Origin of the sequence: Pseudodesulfovibrio sp. lm2024 (assembly GCF_051175575.1) — a bacterium.
GTDB classification, from domain to species: Bacteria; Desulfobacterota; Desulfovibrionia; order Desulfovibrionales; family Desulfovibrionaceae; genus Pseudodesulfovibrio; species Pseudodesulfovibrio caledoniensis.
Genome location: NZ_CP195092.1, coordinates 89,183 through 102,390 on the forward strand (window position 1 = coordinate 89,183; position 13,208 = coordinate 102,390).

The window sequence follows — 13,208 nt, forward strand, 5'->3', positions numbered from 1 at the left end:
TCGAAAAAGGGCCTGGGCGCGGTGAAGGATGCTACCCCATACGCCGCGCCGCGCCAAGCGGCCGACCGGCCGGAATCCCGGCGGCCAAGACTTGCCCGCCGCCGGAAAACCGTCCGTCACTACCGGCTAGCGGTCCATGATGTCGAAGTAGTCGGTGACGATGATCTTGCCCGAGATGATGTCGGCCTTGGCCTGGTCCACTCTGGTCTTCATCTCCGGGGTGATCAGCGCCTCGTTATACTTGTCCAGGGCGTAGTCCACCCCGCCCTCGGCCAACCCCAGGACCTTCAGGCCGGGCTCCCAGTCGCCGTTGCGCATGTCCTGCATGGCCTCGAACACGGCCAGGTCCACGCGCTTGACCATGGAGGTCAGCACGCTGCCGGGGTGGATGTAGTTCTGGTTGGAGTCCACGCCGATGGAGAATTTCTTGGCGTCCGCAGCGGCCTGGAGCACTCCCATGCCGGACCCGCCCGCCGCGGTGAAGACCACGTCCGCGCCCCGGTCGAACTGGGAGCGGGCCAACTCGCCCGCCTTGATCGGGTCGCCCCAGGCCGCCGGGGTGGTCCCGGTCATGTTCTCGAATATCTGGATTTTCTTGTTCACGTACTGCGCGCCCTCCTTGTAGCCGAGGGCGAACTTGCGGATCAGGGGCACGTCCATGCCGCCCACGAAGCCGATCTTGCCGGTCCGCGTCTTCATGGCCGCGATCATGCCCACCAGAAACGAGCCCTCGTGCTCCTTGAAGACCACGGACTGCACGTTGGGCTGGGTCACGACCATGTCGATGATCACGAACTTGGTGTCCGGGAACTCCGGGGCGATCTTTTCCAGGGCCGAGGCGAACGAGAACCCGACCACCACGATCAGGTCGCTGCCCTTGTTCGCGAACCGGCGCAACGCCTGCTCGTACTGCGACTCGTTGGTCGGCTCGAAGTCCCGGTACTTGATGCCGGTCTCCTGCGAAAATTTTTCCGCGCCCATGTGCGCGGCCTGGTTGAACGACTTGTCGAACTTGCCGCCCAGATCGTAGATCACGGCGGGATTGAGAGCCAGTGCGTTGCCGGCGAACAACGCCAGAATCAAGGCAACCACGGCGGGTATCATCAGCTTGCGGAACATGCATCCCTCCCAAACGGTTTCGCGGAAACTTCCCCGTTCCCGCCATCATAAACGCCAACCGGGCCGGTTCGCACCCGCCCCCGCACCGCACGGCGCGGCGGTATACCACGCTATACTCCAACACCGCCTGAACGCCAACCGGAAGATAACTCGGGCAGGCCGAAAGGCATGCCTTCGGCGGCTTAAGAATCTCCCAAACCTTTTGTGTGCCTTCGGCTGGTGCGTGCGGGCGCGGGAAGACGTGCCGGTTGCGCGGAGGAAAGGGAGCGGCTCGGCCATGCGGTGTCCCGAAGGGCTCGCGCCGGGCGGCCCTCCGAGGCCCGTGGGCGTCCGGCGCGAACCCTTCGGGACGGTTGCCAACGCCGTAGGCGGGAGAGGCTGAACTTGATAAAACGGCTTTGCGGTGTTTGGGGACTGCGATTCAAGAGGGAGGGCGCATTCGGGCTCCTCCCCGCGAAGCGGCCCAAAAGTTTAGGAGGGTGAGAGGGGATGGGGGGCTGGGGGAAGGGGAGAGAGGGAAGCCCTTTTCAAAGGGTTCCCTCTCTCCCCTTCCCCCAGCCGCCGGAGGCGAAAAAGCCCGCGCCGCGAAGGCTCTTCGCGGCGCGGGCTGATATCGCAGATGATCGGTGAGCTAGTTGAAAAGGTCGCTGATGGCGTTGCGGATGCTGCCCTTGATTTCGTCCTTGGTGGTCTCCTTGGCGTCCGCGCCGATTTCCTTGGCGTCGTCGTCCAGGCCCATGTCGTTGTCGTTTTGTTGCGGGGGCTGTTGCATCTGGGCCTGTTGGGCGTTTGCCGGGAGCTTGTAGTAGGCGGTGTCGAGGTTGCGCACGGACAGTTTGGTCAGGCGCATTTCATCGCCGTAGCGGAGTATGCCGCCGTAGCCCATCTTCTTGGCCTCATCCAGGGAATCCTGGAAGGACTTGCCCATGGACTGGGTCATGGCCTCGGCCATGGCGATCCAGGCGTCGGTGACCTTCTTGATGTTGGAGTGGGTGGACAAGACCATTTCGTCGCGGCGCACGACCTTGCCGTCCTCGAAGACCACGGCGTTGTAGACCGCGCCCTTGTATCCGGCGATGGATTCGGTCTTGCCGGTCTTTTCGTAGCGCACCTCGTATTCGGGTTCGGACCCGCCGCCGAACATGGAGGTCAGGCCGCCGGCCATGCCCGAGCTCATGGCCCCGAGGTCGTAGACCTGGCACTGGCCGGAGTCGCAGTTCACGGAATAGACCTTGCCGCCTGAGAGCAGGGTGTAGGCCGTGGGCGAGGTGTCCATGCGCACGTGCTGCGCGTCGCGGGTGCAGAGGGTGACCACGGTCCCGTCCGTGTACTTGTAGGTGGCGACGATGTCGGACGCGGCCAGGGCGGCCATGGGCACGGCCAGGACAAGACAAAGTAACAGAATACATTTGCGCATCATGCTGCTCCTCACGGTTCTCCCCGCGGTTGTTCACGATCCCGCCCGGCACGACGCCGTTCTCGGAACAACGTTAATCATAAAAAAGGAAATATTTCAATTTATGAATGGATACCCGGCAACGGTGGGGGGAGATGGAAGCGGCTTTCCGCGCCTGCGGCGTTTCGTCGCGCAGTTTTTTGGGCTGTACCCGTTTCAGCGCCTGTTTTCCCTGACGTGGACGGCATACTGCGGCCGGAGCGGGCAGACAGTCCCGCCCGGAGGCAAGTATATTGGCCGGAAAGAAGGGGGGCCTGGAACGTCGGGCGGCGTTTTCGGGGCGCAGGGACTGCCTATGGGCCGTTCGGCGGGGCCTACCTGAAATCCACCGGGAACGGGCCGTTGCCCAGGTCCACGGAGGCCTTGACCTCGGGCGTGGCGGAGATGATCCGGCCGCGCCGGATGACGAAGAGGCGGGCCGGGTGCAGGCGCAGGGCCTCCATCCGGTCGGCGGCCTGGAGCACGACCATGTCGGCGTTGTTGCCCGTGGCGAGGCCGTAGCCGTTCAGCCCCAGCGTCTTTGCGCCGTTGACCGTGACCGCGTCGAACAGGCTCTTTTGCTGGTCCACGCCGGTCATGTGCAGGGCGTGCGCGCCCATGTGGGCCACCTCCAGCATATCGTGGGTGCCCATGGGGTACCACGGGTCCATGACGTCGTCGTGGCCCAGGGAGACGTTGACGCCCATGGCCATGAGTTCGGGCACGCGCATGAGCCCGCGCCGCTTGGGGTAGGTGTCGTGGCGGCCCTGCAGGTTCATGTTCACCAGCGGGTTGCACACGCAGTTCATCTCGGCCTCGGCCATGAGCGGCAGGAGCTTGGACACGTAGTAGTTGTCCATGGAGTGCATGGAGGTCAGATGCGAGCCCGTGACCCGTCCCTGGAGCCCGAGACGCTGCGTCTGGAAGGTCAGCGTCTCGATGTGCCGGGAAAGGGGGTCGTCGGACTCGTCGCAGTGCATGTCGACCATCAGGCCGCGTTCCGCCGCGATCTCGCAGAGGATCTCCACGGACCGGCGTCCCTCGTCCATGGTCCGCTCGAAGTGGGGGATGCCGCCGACCACGTCCACGCCCTTGTCCAGGGCCGTTTTCAGCAGGGCGACGCCGTCCGGGCAGCGCAGCACGCCGTCCTGGGGGAAGGCAACCAGCTGGATGTCGATGAAATCCTTCATCTCCTCGCGCACCTCGAGGAGCACGTCCACGGCCATGAGGGTCGGGTCCGTGGTGTCCACGTGGGTGCGGATGGCCAGGTTGCCCTTGGCCACGGCCCAGGAGCAGAGCTTGAGGGCGCGCCGCTTGATGTCCTCGGGGGTCAGGTCCGGTTTGAGCTCGCCCCAGATTTTTATCCCCTCCAGGAGCGTGCCCGATTGGTTCAGCCGGGGCGTGCCCATGGAAAGGGTGGCGTCCATGTGGAAGTGGGACTCCACAAAGGGCGGGGTGACCAGATACCCCTTGGCGTCGACGGTCTCGCGGCTCTCCCCCTCGATGGCGGGAGCGATCTCCAGGATTTTCCCGTCCGCGCAGGCGATGTCCGCCAGGTCCTTGCGGCCCGCCAGGCGGGCGTTTTTCACGAGCAGATCGAGCATGGACAATCTCCGGGGTTATCGTTCTCCCTTGCGGAAGGGGATGAGCAGGGCCTTGGGGTAGGCCGCGCGGCGCGACATGACGATCAGCGCAATGATGGAGAAAACGTACGGCATCATCAAGTAGAATTGGTAGGGGATGGCCATGCCCGACTCCTGCTGCACGCGCATCTGGATGGCGTCGAAGGCCGCGAAGAGCAGGCAGCCGAGCAGCGCCTTGCCCGGTTTCCAGGACGAGAAGACCACCAGGGCGATGCAGATCCAGCCGCGCCCGTTGACCATGCCGATGTAGTGGGCGTCGAAGGCGGACATGGTCAGGAAGGCCCCGCCCACGGACATGAGCGCGCTGCCCGCCACTACCGCGCCCGTGCGGATGGAGAAGACGGACAGCCCCTGCGCCTCGGCGGCCATGGGGTTCTCGCCGACCATGCGCACGGCCAGGCCGAAGGGGGTGCGGAACAGGACGTAGCTGACCACGATGACGGCCGCGAAGGCCAGGTAGGTCAGGATGGTCTGGTGGAACAGGGTCTCTCCCAGGAAGGGGATGTCGGACAGGAAGGGAATCTTGAGCGGCACGAAGGGCACGATCTTGGGCGGCGTGGTGGCCTTGGGCAAAAGCATGCGGAAGACGAAGGCCGCCAGGCTGGACCCGAGCATGGTGATGCCCAGGCCGCTGACGTGCTGCGACAGCCCCAGATGCACGGTGAACAGGGCGTGGAGCAGGCCGAACAGCCCGCCCACGAAGGCCGCGAACAGCACGCCGGTCCACAGGTCGCCGCCCAGGTAGACCCACATCCATCCGGCCATGCACCCGGCGGACATGATGCCCTCGATGCCGAGGTTGAGCACGCCCGCGCGCTCGCAGATGAGCTCGCCCAGGGTGCCGAAGATAAGCGGCGAGGCCATGCGGATGGTGGCCAGCCAGAAGCCGGTTTCGAGGAGGAAGTTCAGGATACCCATGCTACCTCCACCGGATGCGGTATCTTGCCAGGAACATCGAGAAGAGCACGGAGAGCAGGCAGACCGCCGTGGTCACGTCCGCGATGTAGTTGGAGATGTTGATGGCCCGGCTCATGGAGTCCGCGCCGATGTAGATGACGGCCACGAAGATGGACGAGGCGACCACGCCCAGCGGGTTCAGTCCGGCCAGCATGGCCACGACAATGCCGGAGTAGCCGAAGCCCGGGGACAGGTCCAGGGTCAGGTACTCCTTGACCCCGCACAACTCGGACACGCCCGCCATGGCGGCCAGTCCGCCGGACAGCAGGGCCGTGCGCACGATGGTGGCGTTGACCGGCATGCCCGCGAACCGGCTGGCCCGGGGGCTGATGCCCACGGCGCGGATCTCGAACCCCCAGGTGGTCGCCCGCATGAACCACCAGGCGCCCACGGCGCAGGCCAGTGCGAGGAGAAAGCCGAGGTGCAGCCGGGTCTTGGCGATCAGCTGCGGGAGCAGGGCGGAGTCGACCACCGGGGCGGCCTGGGGCCAGCCCATGGCCATGGGGTCCTTCCAGGGGCCGAAGACCAGCCAGTTGACGAACAGCAGGACGATGAAGTTGAGCAGCAGGGTGGTCACGACCTCGTCCACCTGGAGCTTGGTCTTGAGCAGGGTGGGCAAAAGCAGGAGCAGCCCGCCGCCCAGGGCCCCGGCCAGGAAGAGATAGGGGATCATCAGGTACGGCGGCATCTCGAACGGGCCCGTGCCGAGCCAGGTGGCCACCACCGCGCCGATGTACAGCTGCCCCTCGGCCCCGATGTTCCAGAGCTTAGCCCGGAAGGCCACGGCCGCGGCCAGTCCGGTGAAGATCAGCGGCGTGGCCCGGGTCAGGGTCTCGGTGACGGCGAAGGTGCTGCCGAGCGCCCCCTTGAGCATCAGGGCCCAGCCCTCAAGGGGCGAGGCCCCGGCCCAGACGAGCAGGGCGGAGCAGACGGCCATGGCGGCGGCCACGGCCAGGACCGGGGCCAGAGTCTTCATGGACAGGGAAACCTGTTCGCGGGCTTCTATGCGCATGCCGGGGCCTCCTTCGCGCCCGCCTGGGCGGGCTGGTTGCCGGACATGAGCAGGCCGAGGTGCGCGCGGTCCACGTCGGCCGTGGCCATGGGCGCGGACAGCGCGCCCTGGTACATGACCTGGATGCGGTTGGACACCTGGAACAGTTCGTCCAGGTCCTCGGAGATGAGGATGATGCCCGCGCCGCGCTTGGCCGCGTTCAGGAGCTGCTGGTGCACGTAGGCCGTGGCTCCCACGTCCAGTCCCCAGGTGGGCTGGTTGACCATGATGATGCCGGGCGCGGCCGAGAAGACGCGGGCCAGGATGAGTTTCTGCATGTTCCCGCCGGAGAGCTTGCGCACCGGGGTGTTGATGCCCGGGCAGCGGACGTCGAAGGCCTCGACGAGCTGTTTGGCGCTGGAGGCCAGGGCCTTGGAATTCAGGATGCCCCGTTTGGCGAAGCCGGGTTTGCGGTATTTCTCGGTGGCCAGGTTTTCCATGATGGTCATGTCCGAAACCAGGCCGGTGCCGGTGCGGTCGTCCGGCACCCGGCCCACCCCGCGCGCCAGCATGGCCGCCGGGCTGGGGTTGTGCACGGCCTTGCCGTTGATGACGATCTGTCCCTGTCCGGGGACGATCAGGCCGGACAGCAGGTCGGCCAGCTGGGCCTGGCCGTTGCCGGACACGCCCGCGATGCCGAGGATCTCGTGGCTGTTCAGGCTCAGGGAGAGGTTGTCCAGCAGCGGCTTGCCCCGGCCGTCCTCCACCCGGACGGAGTCGAGGTACAGGATCTCCTTGCCCTGTTCCAGGTCGGTGAACCGCGCCTTGGGGATGTCGCTGCCGACCATGGCCCGGGCCAGTTCGTCGGCCGTGGTGTCGGCCGTGGCCGACTCGAAGACCACGCGCCCCTGGCGGAGCACGGCGCAGCGGTCGGACGCTGCCATGACTTCGCGCATCTTGTGGGTGATGAAGATCACGGACAGCCCTTCGCGGACCATCTGGCGCAGGGTGACGAACAGGTGGTCCGCCTCCTGTGGGGTCAGGACCGAGGTGGGCTCGTCCAGGATGAGTATCTTCGCGTCGCGGTACAGGACCTTGAGGATCTCCACGCGCTGGCGCTCGCCCACGGACAGGTCGGCCACGCGGGCGTTGGGCGAGACATCCAGGCGGAACCGCTCCATCAGGGTTTCGAGCTTGGCCCGGGCCCGCTTGCGGTCGTGGCTGGGGGCGAGCAGGGATTCCGTGCCGAGCATGACGTTTTCGAGTACGGTCATGTTGTCGGCCAGGGTGAAATGCTGGTGGACCATGCCCACGCCCGCGTTGAGCGCGGCCCGGGGCGAGCCCTGGGGCAGGAGCTTGCCGAAGACCTCGACCGTGCCGGAGTCGGCCACGTAATGGCCGAACAGAATGGACATGAGCGTGGTCTTGCCCGCGCCGTTCTCGCCCAGCAGGGCGAGCATCTCCCGTTCATGCAGGGCCAGGGAGACGTCCTGGTTGGCGACAACCGGGCCGAAGGTCTTGGTGATGTTGTTCAGTTCAAGAATGGGGGAGGACATGCTGCTCCGAAAATCGGGCCGCCCCGGATGAGGCGGCCCGATTTGCGTAACCGTTTAGAAGGTGGATTTGGGTTCGCTGTCGTCGATCTTGACGACAAAGGCCCCGGATTTGATCTCTTCGGTCTTCTTGGCCACGGCTTCCTTGACGTCGGCCGGGATCTTGGCGTCGAACTCGTAGAACGGGGACAGGGTGGCCCCGCCCTTGGCCATCATGGTGTACTCGCGGTAGTCCTCGGCCTTGAACTTGCCTTCCTCGACCAGTTTGACGGCCTGGGCCACGGCGGCGTCCATGCTCCAGAGGGCGGAGGCGACGACCACGTCCTTGCCGTTCTCTTCCTTGTTCATGTCGTTGACGTTGCCGAAGGCCACGATGCCCTTTTCGCGGGCCGCGTCGACCACGCCGGCGCGCTCGGCGTACAGGACGTCCACGCCGGACTCCACCTGGGCGAAGGCGAACTCCTTGGCCTTGGGCGGATCATACCAGGAGCCGATGAAGGAGACCTTGAACCGCACGTCCGGGTTCACGGATTGAGCTCCGGCCATGAAGGCGTTGAACAGCCGGTTGCACTCGCCGATGGGGTAGCCGCCGACCATGCCGATCTTGTTGGTCTTGGTCATCTTGCCCGCGACCATGCCCATCAGGTAGCACGGCTCGTGGATGTAGTTGTCGAACACCGAGAGGTTGTCGCCGCGGGGGCCGAAGGTGTCGCCCATGAGGTAGGCCACATCGGGGTAGTCCTTGGCGACCTTGGTCACGTCGCGGGAGATGCCGAACGCCTCGCCCACGATCAGGTCCACGCCCTTTTCCGAGTACTCGCGCAGGACGCGGATGTAGTCGGTGTTGGAGACCTTTTCGGAGTACACGTACTCGATCTCACCGGCGTCGGCGGCCTTCTGCAGGGCCTTGTGCAGGCAGGCGTCCCATTTCTGCTGGATGGGCTGGGTGTAGATGCCGGCGACCTTGATCTTGCCCGCGGCCATGGCGTTGCCCGCGCACAGGGCGACCGCCAGGCACAGGACGAGCGCCAGGGAATGAATATATTTCACTTGTAATCCTCACTGGTTGTGGTTGATGCGTTGAGCCAGGGGCTCCATGAATCCGTTACCGTCCGAATCCATGGCCAGTGCAATGCTAGTGCCAGAAATTCCCTGAAAGGGAAATACCAACAAACACCCGCAGGTAGCGGGCCGCTGGCCGCATGCGCACGGAGGAGCGGCGAGAAAAGGTTACATTTTTGAAATTTTATTTTTTGACAAAGTCGTAGACTTTAACGGGATTGTCAAACTCCGCCCGACCCGTTCCAGAGCAGCGCCGAGGTCCCGAACAAGCCCCGGAGGGCCGGGAAGGTCCGCCCGCCAAAATGAAAAAGGTCTTGCGAAGCAGCGTTCGCAAGACCTTGATTCCAAGATGGTGCTCGGGGACAGAATTGAACTGCCGACACGGGGATTTTCAGTCCCCTGCTCTACCGACTGAGCTACCCGAGCAACCGGTCGAGAAGTTGGGGTTTACCGAAATGGACGGCGGTTGGCAACCCCTTTTTTCAAGAAGGTGTTTTTTTGGTCCGGGGCAGGGGGGTTATTCCTGGCCCTCGTCCTCCGGGTCCGCGCCCATCTCCATGATACTGGCCGCGTAGGCCCGGCGCAGGGCGTCCATGTAGTCCACGTCCACCGGGCCCTTCCAGGTGGTGATCTCGGTGTACCGCTTGGGGATGACGACCTCGTCCGGGCGGTAGCCCATCTGCAGGCGCAGCCGCCAGCGCATGCGCTGGACCCGCCTGCCGATGTCGTCCACGGACCCGTTCAGCTCGCCGTAGCCCACGGATTCGAGCGCCTCGGCCAGGAGATCCTCTTTATAGACCCCGCGCGAGAACAGGCAGCCGACCATGCAGTTGAGCACGATCCGGCCCCGGCCGTCCTCGAGCAGGAAGTTCAGGGCCTTGTCCACGTCCTTCTCGTCGTGCTTCTGGTCATAGGCGTAGCCGCCCGAGTCCAGGTGCGAGTGGCGGAAGCCCAGCCCCTCGGCCACGAAAAAGACCTCGCCCGTGGCGTAGCCGGCCATCTCCTGGCCGAGCACGCAGGCGTAGTCCTCGCCGCCGTACTCCTTGGCGCACTTCAGGGTTCCCTGGGCCAGCAGCCGGTAGAAGTCGTTGTCCGGGCGGCCGAGGTGCTCCACGGCGCGCATGTAGGTCTCGGAGTCGCCCCACTTGAGCGGCTCCAGGGTCTCCTTCTCGGAGATTTCCCCGCGCTCCAGGGCCTCGGTGGCCCAGGCCAGGGCCACGCCCGCGGACATGCAGTCCAGGCCCTCCTTTTCGATGACGTCGAGGATGCGCAGGACCTCGGTGGCCTCGGTCACCTCGAGCATGCCGCCGCAGGAGAAGATGGGCTCGTAGTCGTAGCCCACCTGGCGGTAGAGATACTGGTTGTTGGTCTGGAACTGCTCGCGCACGAAGCCCACGTGGATGCAGCCCACCGGGCAGCCCGCGCAGGCCGCGTTTCTGAGCAGGGTGTCGTCGGCAAAGGTCTCGCCCGAGATGTTCTCGGCCTCCGGGCTCGAGGTCTGCTGCAGGTTCTTCCACGGCAGGGATTGCAGGGCGTTGAGCGGGTTGATGTTCACCGCCGTGCCCAGGCCGTGGTACTTGGCCATCATCTCGGTGGTGGTCAGCTGTTCGAAGATGTGCTTGTACAGCTTGGGATACGCCTTGCCCTGGGGCAGGTCGAAACCCCGGTCGCCGAGCACGCAGATAGCCTTGAGGTTCTTGGCCCCCATGACCGCGCCGCCGCCCATGCGCCCGAAGTGGCGGAAGGTGTCCACGTTGATGCAGGCGTAGGCGGACAGGTTCTCGCCAGCCGGGCCGATACGCATGATCGAGCGGCGGCCCGAGCCCGGAAATATCTTGCGCAGCACGCGGCCGGTCTGGATGGCGTCGAAGCCGCGCATGTACTCCACGTCGCGGACGTCCACCAGGCGCGAGCCCACGCAGATGGCGGTCAGCCGCTTGGCTTTGCCGGTCACGACCAGGGCGTCCAGGTCGGCGAAGCGCAGGGACAGGGCGGATTTACCGCCCGCGTAACTCTCGGTGTACTGGTTGTGGTAGGGCGAGCGGAAGGCGCAGCAGGTCTTGCTCATCAGCGGGAAATAGCCGGTCAGCGGACCGATGGCGAAGATCAGGGGCTGCTCGGGATCGTCCCAGTCGCGGTCGATGTGCCCGAACTCGCGGAACAGGTGCGCGGCCAGACCGGAACCGCCCAGGTATTCACCCCGGCCGGGGATCTCCTTGAGCCGGGTCTTGCCCGTGGTCAGGTCGACCACCATGACGCGGAAGAAGTCTCTAATCATCGCTTCCTTCCTCCTCTTCCCGGGACGGCAGGTCCACCAGCTCCAGGCAGTCGTGGGGACAGTAGGTCACGCACTGGCCGCAGTGGATGCAGACGTACGGATTGACCAGGTGGTCCAGGAAGATGGCGTCCACCGGGCAGGCCTGGGCGCACTTGCCGCAGCGGATGCACAGGTTCCGCTTTTGGATCACGCCGCCGTCCCGGCGCTGGGAGAGCGAGCCGGTGGGGCAGGCCTGGGCGCAGGGGGCCGGGTGGCAGGCCAGGCAGACGCGCGCCTCGAAGCCGGTGGACAGGCCGCCGGACGAGGAGATGCGGATGCCCGCCTTGTTCCAGGAAAGGACCTTGTGGACCTGCCTCGCGCAGGCCAACGAACAGGAATGGCAGCCGATGCATCGTTCCATGCGGGCCGCTCTGAGCGCTTTCATCAAATGCCTCCGGGTCGGAAACGCCGGGTTGGATTTATTCCATGATCTGCAGGATATCCTGCTTGAGCGCCCACAGTATATGATTTTTGATTCGGGTGACATTCAGGTGGGGCGCCACGTCCGAAACCTTGCGTATCAGGGTGGCGCTGTCAACCGGGTTGCGGGCGAAAAAGGCCAGCCGCCGGACGGCCTCGAGGTCGATGGCGTCCTTCAGCCCCGCGTACACGTTGGGAAAATCACGGTTTCGGTAAAATGCCTCGCCGGTACGGCCGATGGACAATTTCACGCCGTCGTCCAGGGTCCGCGAGGGGTAGTGGCCGAAGATGCGCCCGTATTGCGGGGCCAGGGGGTGGGCCAGGCCGCGCAGGGACTCGGCGTCCGCCGGCTCCTCCCACAGCGCGTCCCACAGGGCCGTATATTGCCCGATGACCTCGGGCCAGTGGAACAGGCTCCGCACCCGGTCGCGCCCGGCCGCGCCCATTGTCTTGCGCAGTTCCGGGTCGCGGATCAGCCGCCCGAGCGCCTCGGCCAGGGCCGGGACGTCCACGGCCGTGGCCTGGGCCAGGGCCAGGTGGTACTGGTTGTCGAAATTCAGCGGCGCGGCCAGGTCCACGTCCGGGGTCTCGGCCGGGCCCGTGGTCGGCACCAGCCAGCCGGTCTCGCCGTGGGCCACGATGTCCCGGTATCCGTCGTAATCCGAGGCCACCACGGGCAGGCCGAACGCCCCGGCCTCGACCAGGGTGATGCCGAAGGTCTCCTGCGGGTTGTCCGCGATGGACACGAACACGTCCGCTTTCCGGAACAGCTCCCGCTTGCGCGCCTCGTTCGGCCGCAGGACCACGCTCATGGGCAGGCCCGCGTTGGCCGCCAGGTGGGTCAGGGTGTCCAGGACGTGCGTCTCCTGCTCGGCCCAGCCCGCCAGGACCAGCTCCACGGACCGCGGGTCGAGCCCGTCCAGGATCAGCCGGTGCAGGGCGCGGACCAGCGGCACCAGGTCCATCTTCGAGTGGTGGGAGATGCGCCCGAAGACCAGGATGCGCGTCGGGCCGTCCTCCTCGCTCACGCCCGGCGCGTAGGTGTCCGCGTCCACGGCCAGGGGGATGCGCGCAAGCCCCGGCCCGGGGTGGGTCGCCTCACTCAATCCGAACCCCTCGCGCAGTTGCCCGAAGAATCCCTCCACCGCGCGCTGACCGGCGGTCGAGGTGCAGACGATGGCGTCGCGCCGTGTGGCGCCCGGCCACAGGTGCTGCAAAAACGCCTTGGGATAGCCCGCGTAGCTCAGGGAATGGATCGGCCCGGTGACCGGGAAGATGCGTTCGCTCAGGCGGTTACGCATGGCCGACAGGTACGGCTGGCTGGTGATGCAATCCGACAGGTGGAAACAGTGGTAGGCCGTGCCCGCCAGCATGCCGGGCAGGTGTTCCCGGAGCATGAGCCGGACGCGCTCGCCCTTGAGCATGGCGGGCGCGGTCCGCTCCAGATGCTCGCGCAGCGGGTTCAGGACGCGCTGGCCGGGCAGAAAGAAGTGGTATTCGTCGAACGGGTCGGCCCGGAGCAGGGCCTCCAGAAAGCCCACGTTGGCCACGGTGCGGCCCAGGGCGGGACCGCCTTCGTAGAACGGGTCCAGCGTCCCCCAGATGCGTTTTGTGCCGGTCATGATTAGGTAAAGACCGTTCCAGGCCCGTTTGTCAATGGCCGGGCGCTTCCAAAAGGGGGCAGATTGTGCCGTTTCGCCACGGGCCGCCT

General features: G+C 65.7%; 10 protein-coding genes and 1 tRNA gene. All 11 read right to left on the bottom strand.

What is annotated here, in order from left to right:
- Positions 1 to 126: 126 nt before the first annotated feature.
- Entirely contained in the window at positions 127 to 1,119 is a 993-nt protein-coding gene (locus tag ACR42D_RS00430; protein WP_484564903.1) for a BMP family lipoprotein, read from the bottom strand.
- 631 nt (positions 1,120 to 1,750) lie between these two features.
- Positions 1,751 to 2,536 carry a hypothetical protein gene (locus tag ACR42D_RS00435; protein WP_484564904.1) on the bottom strand — a complete coding sequence of 262 codons (786 nt, stop codon included), beginning with the start codon at positions 2,534 to 2,536 and terminating at the stop codon, positions 1,751 to 1,753.
- A gap of 353 nt (positions 2,537 to 2,889) precedes the next feature.
- Complete coding sequence (locus ACR42D_RS00440) at positions 2,890 to 4,158, bottom strand: amidohydrolase family protein (RefSeq protein WP_484564905.1); 1,269 nt, start codon at positions 4,156 to 4,158, stop codon at positions 2,890 to 2,892.
- 15 nt (positions 4,159 to 4,173) lie between these two features.
- Positions 4,174 to 5,115 carry an ABC transporter permease gene (locus ACR42D_RS00445; protein ID WP_484564906.1) on the bottom strand — a complete coding sequence of 314 codons (942 nt, stop codon included), beginning with the start codon at positions 5,113 to 5,115 and terminating at the stop codon, positions 4,174 to 4,176.
- A gap of 1 nt (position 5,116) precedes the next feature.
- Positions 5,117 to 6,166, bottom strand: a complete 1,050-nt coding sequence (locus tag ACR42D_RS00450) for an ABC transporter permease (RefSeq protein WP_484564907.1) — start codon at positions 6,164 to 6,166, stop codon at positions 5,117 to 5,119.
- Positions 6,157 to 7,701 (bottom strand): ABC transporter ATP-binding protein, encoded by a 1,545-nt coding sequence (locus tag ACR42D_RS00455; protein WP_484564908.1) that lies wholly within the window; start codon positions 7,699 to 7,701, stop codon positions 6,157 to 6,159. Before ACR42D_RS00455 ends, ACR42D_RS00450 begins: the two co-directional genes overlap by 10 nt.
- A gap of 54 nt (positions 7,702 to 7,755) precedes the next feature.
- The gene (locus tag ACR42D_RS00460; RefSeq protein WP_484564909.1) at positions 7,756 to 8,748 is read right to left on the bottom strand and encodes a BMP family protein; all 993 of its coding nucleotides are present in this window, start codon (positions 8,746 to 8,748) and stop codon (positions 7,756 to 7,758) included.
- Between the two features lie 362 nt (positions 8,749 to 9,110).
- Positions 9,111 to 9,186: transfer RNA gene (locus ACR42D_RS00465), tRNA-Phe, on the bottom strand.
- Positions 9,187 to 9,277: 91 nt separating this feature from the next.
- Complete coding sequence (locus ACR42D_RS00470; protein ID WP_484564910.1) at positions 9,278 to 11,038, bottom strand: aldehyde ferredoxin oxidoreductase N-terminal domain-containing protein; 1,761 nt, start codon at positions 11,036 to 11,038, stop codon at positions 9,278 to 9,280.
- Positions 11,031 to 11,462, bottom strand: coding sequence for a 4Fe-4S binding protein (locus ACR42D_RS00475; RefSeq protein ID WP_484564911.1), 432 nt, complete (start codon positions 11,460 to 11,462; stop codon positions 11,031 to 11,033). The genes ACR42D_RS00470 and ACR42D_RS00475 overlap by 8 nt, the downstream gene beginning before the upstream one ends.
- A 34-nt stretch (positions 11,463 to 11,496) precedes the next feature.
- Positions 11,497 to 13,119, bottom strand: a complete 1,623-nt coding sequence (locus ACR42D_RS00480; RefSeq protein ID WP_484564912.1) for a glycosyltransferase family 4 protein — start codon at positions 13,117 to 13,119, stop codon at positions 11,497 to 11,499.
- Between the last annotated feature and the right edge of the window lie 89 nt (positions 13,120 to 13,208).